This is a genomic window from uncultured Oscillibacter sp. (genome assembly GCF_947654275.1).
Lineage (GTDB): Bacteria > Bacillota > Clostridia > Oscillospirales > Oscillospiraceae > Oscillibacter.
The window spans coordinates 1-22,773 of sequence record NZ_CANTJS010000028.1 but is presented as its reverse complement, the minus strand read 5'-3'; the positions used below and the strand labels follow the sequence as shown (position 1 = coordinate 22,773).

Here is a 22,773-nt window from a genome sequence, read left to right as displayed (position 1 = left end):
CGCCTATGGCCCTCTACGCCATGGGAGACCTGCATCTCTCCCTGACGGCGGACAAGTCCATGGAGGTGTTCGGCCCTGCCTGGGAGCGCTATACGGAGCGCATCGCGGAGTCCCTGGGCCGGCTGGACGCCGGGGATGTTCTGGTGCTGGCGGGGGATACCTCCTGGGGGATGACGCTGGAAGAGGCGGAGGCCGATTTCAGGTTTCTGGACCGGTTCCCCTGCCAAAAGTACCTGGTCAAGGGCAATCACGACTACTGGTGGACCACCGCCGCCAAGCTCCACCGCTTTTTTGACGAGAAGGGCATCCGCACCCTGGAGATGCTCCACAACGGCTGCGTGTTCTATGGTGAGTTTGCCGTCTGCGGAACCCGTGGCTGGTTTCTGGAGGAGGACGCCCATAATGTAAAGGTGCTGAACCGTGAGGTGGGGCGTCTGGAGACCTCTTTGAAGGCGGCGGGGGACCGCCCCGCCCTCTGCTTCCTGCACTATCCGCCTCTCTACCAGGGCTATGAGTGCCCGGAGATTCTGGAAACACTGGAAAAATACCACGTCCGCCTCTGCTGCTACGGGCATCTCCACGGCCACGCCATCCGCCGGAGATGGGAGGGAAAACGGGACGGGACGGACTTTTCCCTGATCTCCGCCGACCATTTGGGTTTTGTCCCGAAAAAAATTTGCGATTGATGGAAAAAAGACTGGCATTTTTGAAATTTTTCTGTTAAAATACCATCTTGCACCGGCTGTCAGCCGGCGATGAACGGAGGAAAAGACATCATGAGTGTGAAAAGCTGTGAAAAAGTTGAGAAAAGTCAGGTTGCGCTGACCATTGAGGTGGAGGCGGAGGCCTTTGAAGCCGCCATGGAAAAGGCGTATCGGAAGATGAGGGGCAAGATCAACGTGCCTGGCTTCCGTCCCGGCAAGGCCCCCCGGAAGGTCATCGAGGGCATGTACGGCCCGTCGGTCTTCTTTGACGAGGCCATCAACATTGCCTTCCCCGACGCCTATGAGGCGGCTGTGAAGGAAAAGGAGCTTCCGGTAGTGGGATACCCTGCCGTGGAGCTGGTGGGTGAGTGCACCCGGCAGGGCTTCACCTTCAAGGCTGTCGCACCCGTGTATCCCGAGGTGACACTGGGCCAGTACAAGGGCCTGTCCGCCCCCAGGGCGGAGCTGTCGGTGGCTGCCGAGGATGTGGAGCGCCGCCTGAAGGCCCTGGCCGACCGGAATACCCGGTTGGAGACCGTGGAGCGGGAGGCCAGAGAGGGCGATACCGCGGTGATTGACTTCGAGGGCTTCCTGGACGGCAAGCCCTTTGACGGCGGCAAGGGGACCAACCACAGTCTGGAGCTGGGATCCGGCAGCTTTGTCCCCGGCTTTGAGGAGCAGGTCGTGGGCATGAAGGCCGGCGACGAAAAAGATATCGACATCACCTTCCCCGAGGATTACCATGCGGACCTGGCCGGCAAGGCGGTGGTCTTCAAGGTGAAGTGCAGCAGCGTGAAGGAGAAGGAAGTCCCGGCCATGGACGACGACTTTGCCAAGGACGTCAGCGAGTTCGACACCCTGGAGGAGCTGAAGGCCGACCTGGAGAAGAAAATCAGTGAGGAGCGGCAGAAGGAGATCGACCGGGAGTTTGAAGACGAGCTGATGACCCAGGTGGCCGAGGGCGTTACCGCCGAGGTTCCCGATGCCATGGTGGAGGGACAGGCCCGGCAGTTCCTGGAGAACTTCAAGTCCCAGGTGGCCCAGCAGGGCATCCCCTATGACCAGTATCTCCAGCTGACCGGCATGAGCGAGGCCAAGATTCTGGAGGACGCCAGGGAGCCCGCCCTGCGGCAGGTTCGGATGGATCTGGCCGTGGCCGCCATCATCAAGGCGGAAAACATCACCGTCAGCGATGAGGACGTGGAGGCCGAGTTCAAGCGGATGGCCGACCAGTTCGGCATGGACGTGGAGATGGTGAAGAAGTATCTCCAGACCGATACCATCCGGGATCAGCTGTGCAGCCGCAAGGCCGTGGATATCGTGGTGGAGAACGCTATCGCCGTCAAGCCGGAGGAAAAGCCCGCTGAGGAGGCTCCCGCCGAGGAGGCCTCCGCTGAAAAGCCCAAGCGGACCCGGAAGAAGAAAACCGAGGAGGCCCCTGCCGACGAGGCGGCCGAAAAGCCCAAGCGGACCCGGAAGAAAAAGACTGAGGACGCCGAAAAGCCCGAGGGCGGCGAGAATCACGGCGAATAAGCCCGAATCTTTTCCGGGATACATTTAACAGATTCGACACATTTTCCCATGACGCCTGTGGTATCATGGGAAAATGGTTTATTGGGCATGTCCGCGGGCTGAAAACGGCGGCCTGCCCGGAAAAGACTGGAGGTTATGAAAGTGAGTTTAGTCCCTTATGTTGTGGAGCAGACCAACCGCGGAGAGCGCTCTTATGACATTTTTTCCCGCCTGCTGAACGACCGCATCGTGTTTCTGGGGGAGGAGGTCAACGCCACCACCGCCAGCCTGATTGTGGCGCAGCTGCTGTATCTGGAGGCCCAGGACCCCGACAAGGATATCCAGCTGTATATCAACAGCCCCGGAGGCTCTGTCACCGACGGCATGGCCATCTATGATACCATGCAGTATGTCAAGTGCGACGTCTCCACCATCTGCGTGGGCATGGCCGCCAGCATGGGCGCCTTCCTCCTCTCCGCCGGCGCCAAGGGCAAGCGCATCGCCCTGCCCAACGCGGAAATCATGATCCACCAGCCTTCCGCCGGCACGCAGGGACAGATTACCGATATGGCCATTCACCTGAAGCGCCTGGAGACCATCAAGAAGCGGATGAACCGCATTCTGTCGGAGAACACCGGCCGCTCCGTTGAGGAGGTTACCGCCGCCTGCGAGCGGGATAACTTCATGAGCGCCGAGGAGGCCAGGGAATTCGGTCTGATTGACAAGATTCTGGTGAACAAGTCGGAGAAAAAGCCGGAGTCCGAGGGCTGAGTCCCCCGGACGGCGCGGACCCCGCACCATGTCAGGCATAGAGATAGCAAGAGCTGAGGAGTAATAAGTATGAGCGACGACGGCAAGAAGACCCTGCGATGTTCCTTCTGCGGCAAGCATGAGCAGCAGGTACACCGCATGATTCAGGGCCCCGGCGTGCGCATCTGCGACGAGTGCGTCCAGCTGTGCATGAGTATTTTAAGCGACGGCTATGAGCCCCTGGGCCCCGATCCCCTGGAGGATCTTCCGGATCAGCTCCCCACGCCCCGGGAGATCCGGGACATTCTGGACCAGTATGTCATTGGGCAGGAGGAGGCCAAAATCTCCCTGTCCGTGGCGGTTTACAACCACTACAAGCGCATTTTCTTCGGCGGAGACGAGGATGTGGAGCTCCAGAAGAGCAACATCCTGATGCTGGGCCCCACCGGCTCCGGCAAGACCCTGTTTGCCCAGACGCTGGCCCGCATCCTGAAGGTCCCCTTCGCCATTGCCGACGCCACCACCTTGACAGAGGCCGGCTATGTGGGCGACGATGTGGAGAATATCCTCCTGCGTCTGCTCCAGGCGGCGGACTTCGACGTGGAGCGGGCGGAGCACGGCATCATCTATGTGGATGAAATCGACAAGATTGCCCGGAAGAGCGAGAACACCTCCATCACACGGGACGTCTCCGGCGAGGGTGTACAGCAGGCGCTGCTGAAAATCGTGGAAGGCACCATTGCCAACGTGCCGCCCCAGGGCGGCCGGAAGCACCCCCACCAGGAGTTTATCCAGATGAACACCAAGAACATCCTGTTCATCTGCGGCGGGGCCTTCGACGGGCTGGAGAAGATCATTGAAAAGCGGCTGGATCAGAAGAGCATCGGGTTTGGAGCCAATGTCCAGGGGAAGAAGGACAAGGACCTGGGCAGGATTCTCCACGATGTGCAGCCCCGGGACGTGCTGAAATACGGCATTATTCCGGAGCTGGTGGGCCGTCTGCCGGTCATTGCGCCACTGAACGCCCTGAAGCGGGAGGATCTGGTGCGTATTCTCCAGGAGCCGAAGAACGCTTTGGTGAAGCAGTACAAAAAGCTTCTGGAATACGATGACGTGGAGCTGGTCTTTGAGCCAGAGGCGCTGGACGCCATCGCAGACAAGGCCATTGAGCGCAACATCGGCGCCCGGGGCCTCCGGGCGGTGATGGAAGGGATGCTGACTCAGATTATGTACGACATCCCCTCGGACCCCACTATCGTCAAGGCTGTGGTAACCCGGGACTGCGTGGAGGGCAAAGGCCAGCCCACACTGACCCGGAACCCGGACAAAATCAACTATTCCGTAAAACTGAACACCGGCAAGGGCGGAAAGTCCCGCAAGTCATCCCCGAAGTCGGCGTCTTGAACAGTGAGCGAAAAGAGGAAGGGGCCCCCTTCCTCTTTTTGGTCCATCGTGTATGGCGGTTCACTCCGGTTCTGCCGGAGACGGAGGAGTGTGCGGTGAACCAGGCCGAAGGGCCGGACGGGGATACGCAGCCCCATGCCGTCCGGCGGACCCGCCGGGGGAGCATCCGGCGTCTGCGGCCCCCTTCTGCCCCGGGGAAAAGGAAATTCTTATGCAAAGAGTAATTTTCCTGCCGGGTGATTCCTTTTTGTATATACAGCCGGAAGCATGGTCCGTCCTGTTTAGCGGTTATAAGCGGAGAGCCTCCGGGCTCAGCCGGCGGGGAAGGTACATGGCGGCCGGCTGCTCAGGCACATTGGATATTATCAGAAAGACGCAGGGAACATAAAGAGAGAAAGAGGCCCCTGGAAAGGAGCAATCCTATGGAAATGGAAGCAATTACCATCAATGTCCCCGTTCTGGCCCTTCGGGGTCTCACAGTATTTCCCCACATGAACCTGACGCTGGATGTGGAGCGCCGGGCCTCGATTCTGGCGCTGGAGCGGGCCATGGAGGCGGAGCAGGAGATCTTTCTGGTCACCCAGCGGGAGGTCAGCGTGGAAGCGCCGGAGGAGAAGGATCTCTACGCCATCGGCACGGTATCCCGCATCCGGCAGATTCTGCGGCTGTCCGCCGGGTCTGTCCGCTGCGTGGTGGAGGGCCGCCAGCGGGCCCGGCTGCGCCGGCTGTGGCAGGCCACGCCCTATCTCCAGGCCAATGTGGAGCTGTTGAATGAGGGGGGCGAGAAGGAGGCCCGGAGCCCCCGGACGGAAGCGCTGCTGCGGCAGACCTGGAATCTGTTCAGCGAGTATGCCCAGATGGCGGGCAGCGTGGCGGACGAGGTGGCCGCCACGGTGATGGACTGCCGGGACCCGGGGTATCTGGCGGATTTCATCGCCCAGAACATCGCCCTGCGCCACACGGACAAGCAGGAAATTCTGGAGGAGCCCTCCCCCTTCGTCCGTCTGCGGAAGCTCAACGGCCTGCTGGCCCGGGAGTGCAACATCCTGGGTTTCGAGCACGAGATGGAGGGAAAAATCCGGGACCAGCTGGTCCGGACCCAGCGGGACCAGATTCTCCGGACGCAGATTCGGGTGCTTCAGAACGAGCTGGGGGAGGATGAGGACGACGAGTTGGACGCCTACCGCCAGAAGATTCAGGCCCTGGGTCTGGAGGAGGAAACGGAGCGCCGCCTGCTGAAAGAGGTGGATAAGCTGTCCCGCCAGCCCTACGGCAGCGCCGAGGCCTCGGTGATTCGGAATTATCTGGACGTGTGCCTGGAAATGCCCTGGAATCAGGAGACGCGGGAACGGGTCAGCGTGGACGCCGCCCGAAAGGCGCTGGAAAAGGACCACTTTGGCCTGGAAAAGGTGAAGGAACGGATTCTGGAGACCATCGCGGTGCGCCAGATGAACCCCGAGGGCAAGGGGCAGATTCTCTGCCTGGTGGGCCCGCCGGGGGTGGGCAAGACCTCCATTGCCATTTCCGTGGCCAAGGCGCTGAACAGGAAGCTGGCCCGGCTGAGCCTGGGGGGCGTCCGGGATGAGGCGGACATCCGGGGCCACCGCAGGACCTACATAGGGTCCATGCCCGGACGGGTCATTGAGGCCATCATCCGGGGCGGCTCCATGAATCCCCTGCTGCTGCTGGATGAGATTGACAAGCTGGGCAGCGACTACCGGGGAGACCCCGCCGCCGCCCTGCTGGAGGTGCTGGACAGCGAGCAGAACCACGCGTTCCGGGATCACTACATGGAGGTCCCCGTGGACCTGAGCCGGGTCATGTTTATCACCACCGCCAACACCACCGACACCATCCCCCGGCCTCTGCTGGACCGGATGGAGGTGATTCGTCTCTCCAGCTACACGGACGAGGAAAAGGTGCAGATTGCCCGGCGGAACCTGCTGCCCAAGCAGATGGCGGAGCACGGACTGAAGAAGACCGCCCTGCGGGTCAGCGACGACGTGCTGCGGGCCATCATCCGGGACTATACCCGGGAATCCGGCGTGCGCCTTCTGGAACGGCGGCTGGCGGCCCTGTGCCGCAAGGCGGACATGGCGCTGCTGAGGGGCGGCGTCAAACGCCTGACCGTGACGGAAGAAGCGCTTCCCAAGCTGCTGGACTGCCAGCCCTATCCCCCTGCCGTTCACACAGAGAAGGAGGAGACCGGCGTGGTGAACGGTCTGGCCTGGACGGAGAGCGGCGGCGAGATTCTGGAGGTGGAGGTCAATGTGATGGAGGGAACCGGCAAGCTGGAGCTGACCGGCAACCTGGGAGACGTCATGAAGGAATCCGCCCAAGCGGCGCTGAGCTGCCTCAGAAGCCGGGCCGCGGTGCTGGGCATCGAGGCGGAATTCTACAAGACCAAGGACATCCACGTGCATTTCCCGGAGGGGGCCGTGCCCAAGGACGGGCCCTCGGCGGGCATCGCCGTCACTACCGCCATGCTCTCCGCTCTGACGGAGCGGAAGATCAAGGCGGGCATTGCCATGACGGGAGAGGTGACCCTCCGGGGCCGGGTGCTGGCCATCGGCGGGCTGAAGGAGAAGACCATGGCCGCGCTCCGCTGCGGCATCGGCACGGTGCTGATTCCCAAGGACAACGTCCGGGACCTGGAGGAGATCGATCAGACGGTGCGGGCGGCGCTGCGGTTTGTGCCGGTGGAGACGGTGGACCAGGTCTTTGCCGAGGCGCTGGTTCCGGAGCCGGACCCGGTGCGGGAAGAGGTGTCGGAGCATGTGAGCGCATTTGCGCCTCTGGGCCGGGAGAGCGAACCGGCGCTGCGCCAGTGAAGAACGAACAAAAGGCCGGGAATTCCGGCCTTTTGTCGAAGACCCAATTTGGCATTGTGTGCCCATTCCTATTAAAATATGTTGAATAAATATCTTGTTTTCGAAATTCTGACCTGTTCTGACCTGTGTGGCATAGTTATATGTAAACCGGCGGTTTAGGAGGCAGCCTCAATGGAAAAAGCCTGTATGGAAGATGGTGTAGTATTGAAAAAGGATGATGTTAGGCGGCTGTATCATGCCTTTCTGTCATTGTGCGATTATGTGGAAGAAAATATTTACTGTGCAAATTGTCCATTGTATGGAGAATTATGTGGAAATAAAGATGAAGCAAATGTAGAGCTGTTTTCTAAATCGCTTAAAAATATTCGGGATAAGTGTGGAATTAAAAAGCCCGGATATTTATAAATTCCGGGTTTCAAAACGAACCCGCAGATTATTCCGGAGACCAGGATTTATAAATATTCACCTGCTCTGAGCATAGAAACATCAGGAACATGAAGACGAATTGGGATTTGTCGAAACGAAAGAAGAAAAGGAGTCTGTATGCCTCTGAACTTTGGAAAAGCGGAATTTGTCCGGTCCGCCGCCGGAGCGGAGCAGTTTTTCTGGGACGGACTGCCTCAGTTTGCCTTCGCGGGGCGGTCCAACGTGGGAAAATCCTCTGTCATCAACCGGCTGGTGGGCCGGAAGAACCTGGCCTATGTGGGGTCCTCTCCGGGAAAGACCACCCAGATCAACTATTTTTCCGTGGACAGGCGGGCCTACCTGGTGGACCTGCCGGGCTACGGCTACGCCAAGGTCTCCCGGGCGGAAAAGGAGCGCTGGGGCCGGCTGATGGAGTGTTATTTCCAGGAGGCCCGTATGACCGCCGGGGTGCTGATTGTGGACATCCGCCACAAGCCCACGGCGGACGACGTGACGATGCACAGCTGGTTCCGGGAGACGGGCTGCCCAGAGCTCATCGTGGCCAACAAGCTGGACAAGCTGAAGCGCAGCCAGGTGGAGCCCGCTCTGGCTCTGATTCGCGGGACCCTGGAGCTGGGGGAGGGGGACGTGCTGCTCCCCTTCTCCGCGGAAAAGGGCACGGGAAAAGAGGAGCTGATAGGGCTGCTGAACGCCGCCTGCGAGAGCTGACGCGGATGAGCGGCCTGCGGAACATGCCTCGGGGCCCCGGAGCGTTTCGGGGACCTTGGGAGATGCGCCGCCTGCCGCACAGAGAAACAGGAGGTGGGACCCTATGAAACGCTGCTTTGTGTTTGCCGCCGGAAGCTATTACGGTCTGCGGGAGCGCCCCGGCGATTCCGGCGATTTCATCGTCGCCGCAGACGCGGGCTACCGGGTCTGTCTGGAGGAGTGCATCCGTCCGGACCTGCTGGTGGGGGATTTCGACTCTATGGAGCCCCCGGCGGACTTCGCCCGGGTCCGCCGCCTGCCGGTGGAGAAGGACGACACCGATACCCTGGCCGCTCTCCGGGCGGGGCTGGAGCGGGGCTGCACGGATTTTCTCATTTACGGCGGCACCGGCGGCAGGCGGCTGGACCACACCCTGGCCAACCTCCAGTCCCTCCTCTTCCTCCGCCGCCGGGGGGCCCTGGGCTTCCTGTTCGACAACGATTTCCTTTGGACGGTCATTGAAAACGGGGAGGTCCGTGTGGCGAGGACGGTGGAATGGGGCCTGCTCTCGGTGTTCTGCCTGGGGGACCGGGCGGAGGGCGTGGACGAGTCCGGCGTCCAGTATCCCCTGAGCAATGCCGTGCTGACGCCGGAGTTTCCCCTGGGAGTCAGCAACCACATCGTGGAGCCCTCGGCCCGGGTCTCCGTCAGGAGAGGCGCTCTGGCGGTGGGCTGGGAGCTGCCGCCTCTGGCATGAGGACGCTTCCCGGCGGGGAACTGCATAAAGAAGGAGGCTGGCCGCCGCTCCGTATGGGGCAGGCGGCCGGCTGTTTGCCCGGCAGGGGTACACCGTTAGACTAAAGATAGAATAACGATATGACAAAAGTGTTGTTGTGTATTGCAGAAAGTTCATGTATAATGAACAATATCAGAAAGGTCGACCTTTCCGGAAATCAACAAATACCGTGGGACCGGAGCGGGCACGGGGCAAGGAGTATTTATGGCAGCATTTACCGTAAACGGCAAACCTGTGACCGTGGAGAAAAACCAGAAGCTCATCCGCTTCCTGCGGGACGTCCTGGGCCTGACCTCCGTAAAGGACGGATGCAGCGAGGGGGCCTGCGGCACCTGTACGGTGCTGATTGATGGAAAGGCCGCCCGGGCCTGTATCCCTCAGACGGACAAGCTGGAGGGAAAGAGCGTCGTCACGGTGGAGGGCCTGACGGAGTTCGAGAAACAGGTCTATACATATGCCTTCGGCCATGCCGGGGCGGTCCAGTGCGGATTCTGCATTCCCGGCATGGTGATGTGCGCCAAGGGCCTTCTGGACATGAATCCGAATCCCAGCCGGGAGGAGGCGGCCTTTGCCATTCGGAACAACATCTGCCGCTGCACCGGATACGTCAAGATCATTGACGCCATTTTGCTGGCGGCGGAGTGCTTCCGGACCGGGACCGTGCCGGAGAGCCCCAGAGACTGGTCTCTTGGTGCACGGGTCCCCCGGGTGGACGTGGAGGAAAAGGTGACGGGGACTGGCGTCTATCCCGACGACATCTATCTGGACGGCATGATCTACGGCAGCGCCGTCCGTTCCCAATATCCCAGGGCCCGGGTGCTGGCCATTCACACGGAAGAGGCCGAGGCCCTGCCCGGCGTGGTGGGGGTGTTCACCGCCGCCGACGTGCCCGGCAGCAACAAGGTGGGCCATCTGAAACAGGACTGGGACACCATGATCGCCGTGGGGGACATCACCCACTATCTGGGGGACGCCATCTGTCTGGTGGCTGCTGAAACGCCGGAAATCCTGGCTCAGGCCAAGTCTCTGGTACGGGTGGACTATGAGGAGCTGCCCATGGTCCGCAGCCCCCGGGAAGCCATGCTGCCCGACGCACCCCTGGTACACCAGGAGGGAAATCTGCTGGCCCACAAGCACATCCAGCGGGGCAACCCGGCGGAGGCCATTGCCAAGAGCAAGCACGTTCTGACCCAGCGGTTTTCCACCCCCTGGACGGAACACGCCTTTCTGGAACCGGAGTGCGCCGTGGCCTACCCTGACGGGGAGGGGGTCATGATCCTCTCCACCGACCAGGGCGCTTATGACACCCAGCACGAGACCATGAAGATGCTGGGTCTGCCGCCGGAACTGGTGAAAGTCCGCAACTGTCTGGTGGGCGGCGGCTTCGGCGGCAAGGAGGACGTGACGGTCCAGCATCACGCCGCCCTTATCGCCTACCTGACCAAGCGACCGGTGAAGGTGAAGCTGACCCGGGCCGAGAGCCTCCTGATCCATCCCAAGCGTCACCCCATGGAGATGGAATTCTCTCTGGGCTGCGACGAAAACGGCATCATCCAGGGGGTGGCCGCCGAGGTCATTGCCGACACCGGGGCCTATGCCTCCCTGGGCGGGCCGGTGTTGGAGCGGGCCTGCACCCACGCCGCCGGGCCCTATAATTACCAGAACTTTGAGATTGACGGCTGGGCCTACTACACCAACAATCCCCCCGCCGGGGCCTTCCGGGGCTTTGGCGTCACCCAAACCTGTTTCTGCATCGAGAGTCTTTTGAACCAGATGGCGGACATTGTGGGCATCAGCCCCTGGGAAATTCGCTGGCGCAACGCCATCCGCCCCGGGCAGGAGCTGCCCAACGGCCAGATCGTGGATGCGTCCACCGGTCTGGCGGAAACACTGGAGGCGGTGAAGCCCTATTATGACGCCGCGCCCTATGCCGGCATCGCCTGTGCCATGAAGAACGCCGGCGTAGGCGTGGGCATTCCGGACACGGGCCGGGTGCGTCTGGCAGTGGAGGACGGAAAGGTCCACATTTTCGCCGGGGCCTCTTGCATCGGCCAGGGTCTGGGCACCGTGCTGACCCAGATGGTCTGCACCCAGACGGGTCTGGGACCGGAACAGATTGTCTACGAGCGGTCCAATACCTATTCCGCCCCGGATTCCGGCACCACCTCCGGCTCCCGTCAGACCCTGTTTACCGGCGAGGCCTGCCGCCGGGCCTGTCAGGACCTGCGCTCCGCCCTGGAGACCGCGGGGCTGGAGAGCCTGAACGGGAAGGAATTCTATGGCGAGTACCTGGGCAAAACGGACCCCCTGGGGGCGGACGTGCCCAACCCCGTCAGCCACATCGCCTATGGCTACGCCACGCAGGTGTGCGTTCTGGACGACGAGGGCAGGCTGAAACAGATCATAGCCGCCCATGACGTAGGCAGGGCGGTGAATCCCCTGTCCGTGGAGGGACAGATCGAGGGCGGCGTGGTCATGTCCATGGGCTACGCCCTGACAGAACGCTATCCTCTGACAGACTGCAAGCCCACGGCAAAATTCGGCACCCTGGGCCTGTTTCGGGCCAATCAGATCCCGGAGATCGTGCCCATTATCGTGGAAAAGGAGGGGCTGGATGTGGCCTGCGGAGCCATCGGTATTGGGGAGATCACTTCCATTCCCACTGCCCCCGCTATTGCCGACGCCTATTTCCGCTACGACGGACGGTTCCGCACGGCCCTGCCTTTGGACAATACGCCCTACACCCGGAAATGACCAGCGATTACGAACGGCGGCTGTGGGAGCGCATGGACCGTTTCTGTCTGGGGGCGTCTAAACGGCTTTCCGAAATCGAGACCTTTCCGGAAGATGCGGCGGAGGCGGTTTTGCGGGAGATTCTGGAAACCGGCTGCCTCAGCCAGAACGCCGCCAACATCGAGGCGGCCCGGCGGGAGATGCTGCGTTTGCCGCCGGACTGGGTGGCCGCACATCTCCCCAAGGTGGTCCCGTCGTGTCTGTTTCAGGAACCGGAATGGCAGGAGTGGGAGTTTCGGAGGGCGGCAGAACTGCTGCGGGCGGCTTTTCCGGCGGCGCTTGCGTGGCTGATAAACTACGCAAAAACCCTGAACAATCCGGAGGTGGACGAAGCAATCGCGGACTTTGGGGACAAAAAAGAAACAGAGGACGTTACCGCCCCCTGAATCTTCTCTGTTCACGTTCTGCGCTCAGCTCTTCCATAGCCCTCGGCGTATCCACGTCGGTCAGCTCCTCTTCCGCCGCTTCCAGAAGGATTAAATTCGCCTCGTGCCGTCGGATGACGGTATTTCCGCCCCGGTCCTCCTCCAACTCCCTCAGCTCCGGAAAGAGCCGGGCGGGAAAGACGCAGGGATTGCCCCGGACGCCGTCGTGCGCCAATGCGGCGATTTTCTCCGGCTGAGACTCCCACAGCCGCACCAGCGCCGCCACGGTCTCCCGCTTCAAAAGGGGTTGGTCGCTGACCAGGAAGAGGGCCCCGCTGCAGTCCCCCAGGGCGTCAAGGCCCAGTTTAATGGTGTGGCTGATGCCCCAGTCCGGGTGCTCATTACAGACGGCGGTGAACTGGAATTCTGCGGCCAGCTCCATGATTTCCGGGTATTGAGTCACCACGGCCACGGTGTTGAACATCTTGGAGGGCACTGCCTCCAAGGCGCGATGAATCAGACTCCGGCCCTGGAGCTCCGCCGCCAGCTTGTTGTCCCCAAAACGGGCGGCATTCCCCGCCGCCATAACCACACAGCCCAATTTCAATGTATCCATTGCATCCCCCAATTGTTATTTTGTTAAGACAGAAACGAGGAGACAGAAGAGATTCCGTCATCAAGCGGTTCCGCGGCGGAATATCCGTATCTCCCGCTTAGTATATCCTGCTTTTGACAAAAACGCAAATTTTCTTCCCATATTGATCTTCTATCCCCTGTGTTGTGTCTGAAAAAGGAGGGTTCCCATGAGCAAAAGCGTCGGCAAAAGCGTGACCCGGGTGGACGCCTATGAAAAGGCCACCGGCCGGGCCAAATATACGGACGATCTCTGTGGTCGGGAGGCGCTGGTGGCGAAAATCTGCCACTCCACCATCGCCCATGGCTTCGTGACGTCCATCGACAAGACGGCGGCGGAACAGATCCCCGGCGTGGTGAAGGTCCTGACCTGCTTCGACGTGCCGGACATCCCCTTTCCCACGGCAGGCCACCCCTGGTCGACGGACCCCCACCATCAGGATGTGGCGGACCGGCTGCTGCTGAACCGGCATGTCCGCTACTACGGCGACGAAGTAGCCGCGGTGATTGCCGAGGACGAGGTGGCGGCGGCCCAGGCGGTCCGGGCCCTGAAGGTGGAGTATGAGGAACTGCCTTTTGAGCTGGACGTCCAGAAGGCCATGGAGGAGGGCGCTCCCCAGCTTCATGAGAAGTATCCCCATAACATTCTGGCCCACTCCGACATCCGCCGGGGGGACTACGAGACCGCCCGGCAGGAGCCCGGCCTGATCAGGGTCGAAGGCTGGTATGACACCCCCACGGTCCAGCACTGCCACATTGAAAATCACGGCTGCTTCGCCTATGAGGAGGCGGGCCGGATGGTGGTGGTCAGCTCCACCCAGATTCCCCACATTGTGCGCCGGGTGGTGGGGCAGGCGCTGGGCATCCCCTGGGGCAAGGTCCGCATCATCAAGCCCTACATCGGCGGCGGGTTCGGCAACAAGCAGGACGCCCTGTATGAACCTCTGTGCGCCTGGTGCTCCGCGCAGGTGGGAGGGCGGCTGGTAAAGCTGGAGTGTACGCGGGAGGAGACCTTTGTCTCCAACCGGGTCCGCCACGCCATTCGCACCCATATCATTTCTTACGTCCGCCCAGACGGCACCCTTGCCGCCCGGAAATTCGAATCCTTTTCCAATCAGGGGGCCTACGCCTCCCACGGCCACGGCGTCAATGCCAAGGGCATGAACGCCTTCCCTCAGCTCTATCCCTGTGAAAATCTGGAGTGCGACTGCTGGACGGTGTACACCAACCGGCCCGCTGCCGGCGCGATGCGGGGCTACGGCATCCCCCAGGCCATGTTTGCCGGGGAGAGCCACATTGACGATATCTGCAAGGCCGTCGGCATCACACCTCTGGAGTTCCGCCGGAAGAATCTGATGCCCGTGGGCTATGTGGACGGCTTTTCCAAAAACGAGCTGTACAGCGACACCTTCAGCCAGTGCATGGAGAAGGGCATGGCGGCCATTGACTACCGCCGGAAGTATCAGGAATACCAGCAGCAGACCGGCCCCGTCCGCCGGGGCGTGGGGGTGGCGGTGTTCTGGTACAATACCGCCGTGTGGCCCATCTCTCTGGAGTCCTCCTCCTGCCGGATGGTGCTGAATCAGGACGGCTCTCTCCAGTTCCAGACCGGCGAGACGGAGATCGGCCAGGGCTGCGACACCGCCTATTCCCAAATGGTGGCGGACGCCGTGGGCATTCCTCTGAAAGACGTCCATGTGGTTTCCACCCAGGACACCGACGTGACCCCCTTCGGCACCGGTGCCTATGCTTCCCGGCAGACCTACATCGGCGGCTTTTCCATCATGCAGACGGCTCAGGCCCTTCGGGAGCGCATTCTGACCGTCGCCCACGAACAGACCCGGATGCCTGTGAGCAATCTGGACCTGGCAGACGGCCAGATCATCCGGAAGAGCGACGGCCGGGTGCTGAAATCCCTGGGAGACCTGGCCACGGAAAGTCTCTATTCCCTGGAGCACAGCCAGCACATCACCGCTGAGACCACCGCCCAGATCAAGAGCAACGCCTATTCCTTCGGATGCTCCTTTGCGGAGGTGGAGGTGGATATTCCCATGTGCAAGGTGAAGCTGCTGAACATGGTGAACGTCCACGACTGCGGCACCCTCATCAACCCCGCTCTGGCGGAGGCTCAGGTTCACGGCGGCATGTCCATGGCCATCGGCTACGGCCTGTCCGAGGAACTGAAGTTTGACGAGAAAACCGGCAGGCCTCTGAACAACAATCTGCTGGACTATAAGCTGTCCACCTTCATGGACCATCCCGCCCTTCAGGCGGAGTTCGTGGAGAATCCGGAGCCCACGTCGCCTTACGGCACCAAGGCCCTGGGCGAGCCTCCGGCCTGCTCCGGCGCGCCGGCCATCCGCAACGCCATTCTGAACGCCACCGGCGTGGCCGTCGACTGCTGCCCCATCACGCCGCATGTGCTGTATCGGAAGTTCAAGGAAGCGGGACTGATTGAAAATTAGGAGTTAGGAATTAGGAGTTAGGAGTTAGGAATTGACAGTCTTACCGCTGCGTTCCAATTCCGGCTTCCACACGCTTTCCCGCAGAAGATTTCTGTTTTCCAGCGGTTCCAGCCGGATCATTCCTAATTCCTCATCCCTCATTCCTAATTAGAAAAAGGAGTATGTTATGTACGATATAAAAGCCCTGTATCAGGCGAAGAGCGTCAAAGACGCCGTGGCCCTGCGCCTTGCCCATCCCGAGGCCCAGATCATCGCAGGGGGCTCCGACGTGCTGGTGCAGATGCGGGAGGGCAAACGGGCCGGGGCGGAGCTCATCTCCATCCAGACGCTGGATGAAATCCGGGGCGTCTCTCAGGATGAGGACGGAACGCTTCGGATCGGCTCCCTGACCAGCTTTTCCCATATCACCCGGGACCCCCTGATTCAGAAGTATATCAACGTCCTGGGGGAGGCCGTGGACCAGGTGGGCGGGCCCCAGATTCGGAACATCGGCACCATCGGGGGAAACACCTGCAACGGCGTCACCTCCGCCGACTCCGCCTCCACCCTCTTCGCCTGGGACGCCATTGTGGAGCTCACCGGCCCCAACGGCGTCCGCCGCCAGCCCATTCAGGAGTTCTATATCCGGGCCGGCAAGGTGGATATCCGGGAAGGGGAGCTTCAGACCGCCCTTCTCATCCCCAGAGAGAGCTGGGAAAACTGCTTTGGACACTATATCAAGTACGCCATGCGAAACGCCATGGACATCGCAACGCTGGGGACCTCCGTCAACGTCCGCCTCTCCGCCGACCGGAAAACCGTGGAGCGGGCCCGGGCGGCCTTCGGCGTGGCGGGGCCGGTGCCCCTGCGGGCGGCCCATGCCGAGGCGCTGGCCGCGGGCCGGCCTGTAAGCCTGGAGCTGGCGGAGGAATTCGCTCAGGCCGTCAGGGAGGACATCCATCCCCGCGATTCCTGGCGGGCGGCAAAGGATTTCCGCCTCCACATCGCCGTGGAGAGCGCCAAGAGGGCCTTCATCGAGTCTGTGAAACTGGCGGGAGGTGACCTGTGATGCATACCATCCAATATCAGACGGTCCGTTTCAGTCTCAACGGAAAGGACGTGGAGCGGACGGTGGACGTCCGGGCCAGCCTGACGGACATGCTGCGGAACGAGTTCCGGATGACCTCGGTGAAAAAGGGCTGCGAGGTGGGGGAGTGCGGCGCCTGCAACGTTCTCATTGACGGGGAGGCCTTCAACTCCTGCATCTACCTGGCGGTCTGGGCCGAGGGCAAGCAGGTCCGCACCCTGGAGGGCCTCCTGGGGCCCAATGGCGAGCTCAGCGACATTCAGCAGGCCTTTGTGGATGAGGCAGCCATTCAGTGCGGCTTCTGCACGCCGGGCTTTATCCTGACGGCTGTGGAGATTCTGGAGAGCGGCAGGGAGTATACAGACGAGGAGCTCCGAAAGCTCCTCTCCGGCCACCTGTGCCGCTGCACCGGCTATGAGAACATCCTCCGGGCGGTGAAAAAGACCATGCTCCGCCGCCTGGGGAAGGAGAGCTGAACCCGCGCCGCCCGGCCCGTCCGACCGGATGGACCGGGCGGCGTCCTCCCGGCCCGCCGCTGGGGAATTGAGAACCTGTATTCACAACCGCTGCACGCCGTCTGGCCGGTCTTTTTCCCATCATACTGCGTCGATTTCCCTTGCAATCCGTCAGGATTGCTGTGGAAAAGCTCCTTGTCTGACAGGAAAAATCCTCGCCCATCCGGCATCCCACGGCTATGAATACAGGTTCTTACAGATTTTACAAAAAACCTTGCGCTTTCCGGCGGGTTCTGCTATAATAAATCAATTTATAAACAGTGGATGCCTGCGGAAGGAGGCCCCCGGTATGGTCATTCATGAATCTGCAGAGGACTATCTGGAGTCCATTTTGATATTACAGGAGGAGAGCGGTCAGGTCCGGTCCATTGACATTGTGAACAAGCTGGGTTTTTCCAAGCCCAGCGTCAGTATCGCCATGAAAAAACTGCGGGAAAGCGGTTATATCAATATGGCCTCCGATGGACGGATTACCCTGAATGACAGCGGCATGGAAATTGCCAGCCGCATCTATGACCGGCACAAGACCATCACCCGGTTTTTTGAGCTGCTGGGGGTGGGCTGCGACCAGGCGGCGGCGGACGCGTGCAAGGTGGAACATGACCTCAGCGAGGAGACCTTCGGCCGCATCTGCGCCTTTGTCCGGGAACGGGGCGGCCAGCAGACCTCTTGAAAGGGTTGACCTCTCACGGGTCCGACGAAAAGGCGAGGTATTACCCCAGTGGTTTTCGGAGATTTTCACAAAAAATGACAGGAAAGTTTTCCGCCGCCGGCCTTGTTTTTCGAGGGCCCGTCCGGTATAATAAGTCCATAACTGCTATACGGAGAAGATGGCTGCAACGAAGTGCTTCGCGCACGGGCCGGGGCACCTGTCTTTCCCTGGGATAGGTGTTTCAAACCCAAGGGCGGGTTTGAGGCGCCTTTCTTTTATGCGCGGGACGCCGAGGTCCGGCGCGAGGACGGAGAAGGGAGATTTTTTTATGATTCGACTGGCAAACGGAAAACTGATTACCAGAGACCCTGACGGCACGGGCTACCTGCCGGACGGCGGCGTCGTCACCGACGGCGGGAAAATCGTGGCCGTGGGGACCACGGCGGAGCTGGCGGAGCGGTACCCGGAGGCGGAATTTGTGGACGCCAGAGGCGGCGTCATTATGCCCGGCCTCATCAACGCCCACACCCACATCTATTCCGCCTTGGCCCGGGGCCTGTCCATTGACGGGTACAATCCCACCAATTTCTATGAGGTGCTGGACGGTCAGTGGTGGTACATCGACCGGAATCTGGACCTGGCGGCCACCCGGGCCAGCGCCCGGGCCCTGGTGATTGACTCCATCAAGCAGGGCGTCACCACCATTTTTGACCATCACGCCTCCTTCTGCCAGATTCCCGGCTCTCTGATGGAGATTGCCAATGTCACCCGGGACATGGGGATGCGGGCCTGTCTGTGCTACGAGGTCAGCGACCGGGACGGCGAGGAGAAGGCCCTCCAGTCCGTCCGGGAAAACAAGGATTTCATCGACTATTGCGAGGCCAACCCCTCCGAAATGCTGAAAGCCATGTTCGGCGGACACGCCCTGTTTACCATCTCCGACAAGACCTTTGACCGGATGGCCGCCGCCAACGCCGGCCGGGCGGGATACCACATCCATGTCTCCGAGGGCATGAACGATGTGTACGACTCTCTCCAGAATTACGGACGCCGTCCCGTTCAGCGGCTCCAGGACCACGGCATTCTGGGCCCCAAAACCATACTGGGCCACTGCATCCATGTCAGCACCGCCGAAATGGAACTTATCAAAGCCACGGACACCATGTGCGTGAACAATCCGGAGAGCAATATGGGCAACGCCGTGGGCATTTCCCCGGTGCTCCAGCTTTACAAACAGGGCATTCTCATCGGACTGGGCACCGACGCCTATACCAACGACATGCTGGAGAGCATCAAGGTGGCCCTGTGCTCCCAGCGGCACAACGTCTGCCTCCCCGGCGTGGGCTGGTGTGAGGTGACGGACATGCTGTTCAAAAACAACGCCAAAATGGCCGCCCGGTGCGGCTTCCCGGAGCTGGGAGTCCTGAGGGCCGGGGCGGCGGCGGACGTCATCGTCATGGACTATAAGCCCTTCACCCCCTTCTCCGACGCCAATATTGACGGACACATGCTCTTCGGCATGACGGGCCGCCAGTGCCAGACCACCATGATTAACGGAAAGGTCCTGATGAAGGACCGCCAGCTGACGGAAATCGACGAGGAGGCCGTCAACGCGGAGATTCTGGAGGTCTCCAGAAAGCTCTGGGGCCGGCTGAACCGCAGGGAATACTGAGATGCTGGAGATCAAGGGCCTGCGGACGGAGTTTATCCGGTATCTGGAGGCGAATTACGAGTACGCCCGTCCCGGCGTCATGGCCAGCAATGTGCTCTTCGCCTATTATCACGACATCGGGATGCCCTTCGAGGCGATTTTCCGGGACGAGTCCTCTATGGAGCGGGCCCGGGAGCTGCTGGCGGTCCACTTTGAGAAGGTGGGCAGAAAGGACCCTGGCGGCCACGCCGCCGTCCATCACGGCTGCTGGGTGAAATTCCGGGAATTTTTAGAGGCCACGGACCGCCTTTCCCAGCTGGAAGAATCTTCTCATAAGGAATGATGTGCTCACAAAAATTTTCAGGAGGCAGTCTGACCGAATACCTTGGTCAATTCCTCATTCCTCATTCCTAATTTACAAACAGGAGGATACAAATAATGTCTGAACTGATGACCCCCATTCCCTTCCGGGAATTGATGACCTGGGTGACCGCCGAATATCAGACGGAGGGCACGGTCTTTGGCGTGCACAAGCCCTACCGTGCCGGAGTGAAAACCCTGCCGATTTTCGGTGAAAAGATTGAAACGCCCTTCGGGCCCGCCGCCGGACCCAATACCCAGCTGGCCCAGAACATCATCGCCGGCTATTTCGCCGGGGCCCGGTTCTTCGAGCTGAAAACCGTCCAGAAGATGGACGGTGCGGAGCTGGCGGCCTGCATCAGCCGTCCCTGCATTCTGGCGGAGGACGAATGCTATAACTGCGAGTGGTCCACGGAGCTTTACGTACAGCAGGCCTTCGAGGAGTATGTAAAGGCCTGGTGCGCCTGCAAAATCATGGCCAGGGTCTACGGTCTGGGAGACCCCGACGCCTTTGTCTTCAACATGTCCGTGGGCTATGACCTGGCGGGCATCCAGGGGGAGAAAATCGACGGCTTCCTGAACGGCATGACGGACGCCTCCCGGACCCCCATTTTCCAGGAGTGCATCCGGGTGCTGAAGGAGCTCTTCCCCGCCGAAACGGCCTTCATCGACGGCATAACCCCCCATATCTCCGGCAGCGTCACCCTCTCCACCCTCCACGGCTGCCCGCCGGACGAGATCGAGCGGATTGCCGGCTATCTCATTGAGACGAAGCGCCTCCACACCTTCGTCAAGTGCAATCCCACGCTTCTGGGCTACGAGACCGCCCGGTCCATTCTGGACGGCATGGGCTATGACTACATCGCCTTTGACGACCACCATTTCAAGGAGGACCTTCAGTATGAGGACGCCGTGCCCATGTTCCGCCGCCTCCAGGCCCTGGCGGACAGGAACGGCGTGGAGTTCGGACTGAAGCTGTCCAACACCTTCCCCGTGGACGTGAAGGCCGGGGAGCTGCCCAGCGGGGAGATGTACATGGCGGGCAAGTCCCTCTTCCCCCTGACCACCGCCATGGCCGCCCGCATTTCCCGGGAATTCGGCGGGAAAATGCGCATCAGCTACGCCGGCGGCGCCGACGCGCTGAACATCGACAGGCTGTTTTCCCTGGGCATCTGGCCCATCACCATGGCGACGACGGAGCTGAAGCCCGGCGGCTATCAGCGCTTCGTCCAGATTGGCGGCAAGCTGGACCGGCTGGCCTTCCGGCCCTTCACCGGCGTGGATGTGGAGGGCATCGAGGCCCTGGCCCAGGCGGCCAGGAGCGACAAATACCACGTCAAGGCCGTGAAGCCCCTGCCCCGGCGGAAGCTCTATGAGAAGGTGCCCCTGCTGGACTGCTTCACAGCCCCCTGCAAGGGCGGCTGCCCCATCGGCCAGGACATTCCTGAGTATATCGAGCTCTGCCGGAAGGGGGAGTATGCCTCCGCCCTGCGGCTGATCTGCGAGAAGAACCCCCTGCCCTTCATCACCGGCACTATCTGCGCCCACAACTGCCAGACCAAGTGCACGCGGAATTTCTATGAGGATTCCGTTCAGATTCGGGCCACGAAGCTGGTGGCGGCAGAGCGGGGCTATGATGAATATTTCTCCAAGCTGAACGCCCCTGTACCTGTCACCGACGGACGGAAGGTGGCTGTCATCGGCGGAGGCCCCGCCGGTATGGCCGCGGCTTACTTCGTGGGCCGGGCGGGCATTCCCGTCACCCTGTTTGAAAAGGCGGACCGGCTGGGCGGCGTAGTCCGGCAGGTCATCCCCGACTTCCGTATCTCTGACGAAGCCATCGACAAGGACGCGGCCCTCATCGCCAAAATGGGGGCGGACATCCGTCTGAACACCCCCGCCCCCTCTGTGGCCGAGCTGAAGGCCCAGGGATACACCCACATTTTCTTTGCCGTGGGCGCGTGGAAGGCCGGAAGGCTGGACATCCCCGGCAATGTGGTTCCCGTCATCGGCTGGCTGAAGGATATGAAGGCCGGAAAGGACGTGCCTCTGGGCAATGTGGCCGTGGTGGGCGGAGGCAACACCGCCATGGACGCCGCCCGGGCCGCCCTTCGGGCCGGGGCCAGGTCCTCCACGCTGGTGTACCGCCGCACCAGGAAGTATATGCCCGCCGACGCGGAGGAATTGGAGCTGGCCATTGCCGACGGCGTGGGCTTCCTGGAGCTGGTGGCCCCGGTGGAGCAGAGGGACGGGAAGCTCCGCTGTGAGAAAATGAGGCTGGGCGAGCCCGACGAGAAGGGCCGCCGGAAGCCGGAGGCCACCGGCGAGTTTGTGGAGATTGACTGCGACACCGTCGTCTCCGCCGTGGGTGAGAAGGTGGACAGCGAGATATTCACCGCCAATGGAATCGACGTGGACGCCAGGGGCCTGCCGGACTTCAGGACCAATGTGGAAGGCGTCTATGCAGGCGGCGACGCCATGCGGGGCCCCGCCACGGTGGTGGAGGGCATCGCGGACGCCCAGTGGTTCGCCAATGCCGTGATTGGAGAGGCCCACAGGTTCGCCATCCCCGAAAAGGCCAAAACCTCTCGGGGAGAGGCCATTGCCAGGAAGGGCATTCTCTGCGAGTCCGCCAGGTGCGAGGGAGACCGGTGCCTGAGCTGCAATGTGGTGTGCCAGGTCTGCGCCGACGTGTGCCCCAACCGGGCCAATGTGGTGATTCAGCTGCCCGACGGACGGCACGAGATTCTCCATGTGGACCGGATGTGCAACGAGTGCGGCAACTGCGCCATTTTCTGCCCCTATGATTCCGCCCCCTACCGGGATAAGTTCACCCTGTTCAGGACCCGGGAGGGCTTCGACGAGAGCGAACAGAATCAGGGCTTCCTGCCCCTGGGCGGGAGCAGGGTTCTGGTCCGGCTGGAGGGGAAGGTCTTCGAGGCCGATCTGAACGCCGGGAACGACCTGCCCGCCGGGATTGAGGTGTTCATCCTCACGGTGCTGACCCGGTACGCCTGGCTGCTGGGCTGAGAGCCGGCGGAGCGTCTGAAATCAAGAGGGAAAACCGGGAGGGGACCTGTTCCTCTCCCGGTTTTTTGGCGCGCTTGCCGGGAAGGGGCGCGGGAAGGGGCGCGGGAAGGGGCGCGGGAAGGGGCGCGGGAAG

General features: G+C 61.4%; 18 protein-coding genes. 17 read left to right on the top strand and 1 reads right to left on the bottom strand.

The window, feature by feature from the left end:
* Nucleotides 1-5: 5 nt before the first annotated feature.
* The 10 genes from Q0063_RS08835 to Q0063_RS08790 all read left to right on the top strand — a co-directional run bounded on the left by Q0063_RS08835 (nucleotide 6) and on the right by Q0063_RS08790 (nucleotide 12,289).
* Nucleotides 6-686, top strand: a complete 681-nt coding sequence (locus Q0063_RS08835) for a metallophosphoesterase (protein ID WP_297871613.1) — start codon at nucleotides 6-8, stop codon at nucleotides 684-686.
* 90 nt (nucleotides 687-776) lie between these two features.
* Nucleotides 777-2,237 (top strand): trigger factor, encoded by a 1,461-nt coding sequence (tig, locus tag Q0063_RS08830; protein WP_297871612.1) that lies wholly within the window; start codon nucleotides 777-779, stop codon nucleotides 2,235-2,237.
* 141 nt (nucleotides 2,238-2,378) lie between these two features.
* Nucleotides 2,379-2,987 carry an ATP-dependent Clp endopeptidase proteolytic subunit ClpP gene (clpP, locus tag Q0063_RS08825; protein WP_297871611.1) on the top strand — a complete coding sequence of 203 codons (609 nt, stop codon included), beginning with the start codon at nucleotides 2,379-2,381 and terminating at the stop codon, nucleotides 2,985-2,987.
* Nucleotides 2,988-3,056: 69 nt separating this feature from the next.
* Nucleotides 3,057-4,370: an ATP-dependent Clp protease ATP-binding subunit ClpX gene (gene clpX, locus Q0063_RS08820; RefSeq protein ID WP_297871610.1), complete on the top strand. Its 1,314-nt coding sequence runs from the start codon at nucleotides 3,057-3,059 to the stop codon at nucleotides 4,368-4,370.
* Nucleotides 4,371-4,798: 428 nt separating this feature from the next.
* Complete coding sequence (gene lon / locus Q0063_RS08815; RefSeq protein ID WP_297871632.1) at nucleotides 4,799-7,201, top strand: endopeptidase La; 2,403 nt, start codon at nucleotides 4,799-4,801, stop codon at nucleotides 7,199-7,201.
* A 171-nt stretch (nucleotides 7,202-7,372) separates the two neighbouring features.
* Nucleotides 7,373-7,606, top strand: coding sequence for a hypothetical protein (locus Q0063_RS08810; protein WP_297871609.1), 234 nt, complete (start codon nucleotides 7,373-7,375; stop codon nucleotides 7,604-7,606).
* Between the two features lie 138 nt (nucleotides 7,607-7,744).
* Nucleotides 7,745-8,335: a ribosome biogenesis GTP-binding protein YihA/YsxC gene (yihA, locus tag Q0063_RS08805; RefSeq protein ID WP_297871608.1), complete on the top strand. Its 591-nt coding sequence runs from the start codon at nucleotides 7,745-7,747 to the stop codon at nucleotides 8,333-8,335.
* Between the two features lie 103 nt (nucleotides 8,336-8,438).
* On the top strand, nucleotides 8,439-9,071 hold the full coding sequence (locus Q0063_RS08800; RefSeq protein WP_297871607.1) for a thiamine diphosphokinase: 633 nt from the start codon (nucleotides 8,439-8,441) through the stop codon (nucleotides 9,069-9,071).
* A gap of 243 nt (nucleotides 9,072-9,314) precedes the next feature.
* Nucleotides 9,315-11,864, top strand: a complete 2,550-nt coding sequence (gene xdh / locus Q0063_RS08795; RefSeq protein ID WP_297871606.1) for a selenium-dependent xanthine dehydrogenase — start codon at nucleotides 9,315-9,317, stop codon at nucleotides 11,862-11,864.
* A 32-nt stretch (nucleotides 11,865-11,896) separates the two neighbouring features.
* Complete coding sequence (locus Q0063_RS08790) at nucleotides 11,897-12,289, top strand: hypothetical protein (RefSeq protein ID WP_297871605.1); 393 nt, start codon at nucleotides 11,897-11,899, stop codon at nucleotides 12,287-12,289.
* On the opposite strand, the gene Q0063_RS08785 is transcribed toward Q0063_RS08790, so the two are convergent.
* Entirely contained in the window at nucleotides 12,276-12,884 is a 609-nt protein-coding gene (locus Q0063_RS08785; RefSeq protein ID WP_297871604.1) for a nucleotidyltransferase family protein, read from the bottom strand. The genes Q0063_RS08790 and Q0063_RS08785 overlap by 14 nt on opposite strands.
* Before the next feature lie 187 nt (nucleotides 12,885-13,071).
* Here Q0063_RS08785 and xdhA point away from each other — a divergent pair, with 187 nt between their 5' ends.
* The 7 genes from xdhA to ygfK all read left to right on the top strand — a co-directional run bounded on the left by xdhA (nucleotide 13,072) and on the right by ygfK (nucleotide 22,640).
* A complete protein-coding gene (xdhA, locus tag Q0063_RS08780) occupies nucleotides 13,072-15,366 on the top strand; it encodes a xanthine dehydrogenase subunit XdhA (RefSeq protein ID WP_297871603.1) in 2,295 nt (764 codons plus the stop codon).
* Between the two features lie 166 nt (nucleotides 15,367-15,532).
* A complete protein-coding gene (gene xdhB, locus Q0063_RS08775; RefSeq protein ID WP_297871602.1) occupies nucleotides 15,533-16,414 on the top strand; it encodes a xanthine dehydrogenase subunit XdhB in 882 nt (293 codons plus the stop codon).
* Nucleotides 16,414-16,908 (top strand): xanthine dehydrogenase subunit XdhC, encoded by a 495-nt coding sequence (gene xdhC, locus Q0063_RS08770; RefSeq protein ID WP_297871601.1) that lies wholly within the window; start codon nucleotides 16,414-16,416, stop codon nucleotides 16,906-16,908. Before xdhB ends, xdhC begins: the two co-directional genes overlap by 1 nt.
* A 328-nt stretch (nucleotides 16,909-17,236) precedes the next feature.
* The gene (locus Q0063_RS08765; protein WP_297871600.1) at nucleotides 17,237-17,620 is read left to right on the top strand and encodes a metal-dependent transcriptional regulator; all 384 of its coding nucleotides are present in this window, start codon (nucleotides 17,237-17,239) and stop codon (nucleotides 17,618-17,620) included.
* A gap of 307 nt (nucleotides 17,621-17,927) precedes the next feature.
* On the top strand, nucleotides 17,928-19,271 hold the full coding sequence (gene ssnA, locus Q0063_RS08760; RefSeq protein ID WP_297871599.1) for a putative aminohydrolase SsnA: 1,344 nt from the start codon (nucleotides 17,928-17,930) through the stop codon (nucleotides 19,269-19,271).
* Nucleotide 19,272: 1 nt separating this feature from the next.
* Nucleotides 19,273-19,593, top strand: a complete 321-nt coding sequence (locus Q0063_RS08755) for a hypothetical protein (RefSeq protein ID WP_297871598.1) — start codon at nucleotides 19,273-19,275, stop codon at nucleotides 19,591-19,593.
* Nucleotides 19,594-19,688: 95 nt separating this feature from the next.
* Nucleotides 19,689-22,640 (top strand): putative selenate reductase subunit YgfK, encoded by a 2,952-nt coding sequence (gene ygfK / locus Q0063_RS08750; RefSeq protein WP_297871597.1) that lies wholly within the window; start codon nucleotides 19,689-19,691, stop codon nucleotides 22,638-22,640.
* The last annotated feature ends 133 nt before the right edge of the window (nucleotides 22,641-22,773 follow it).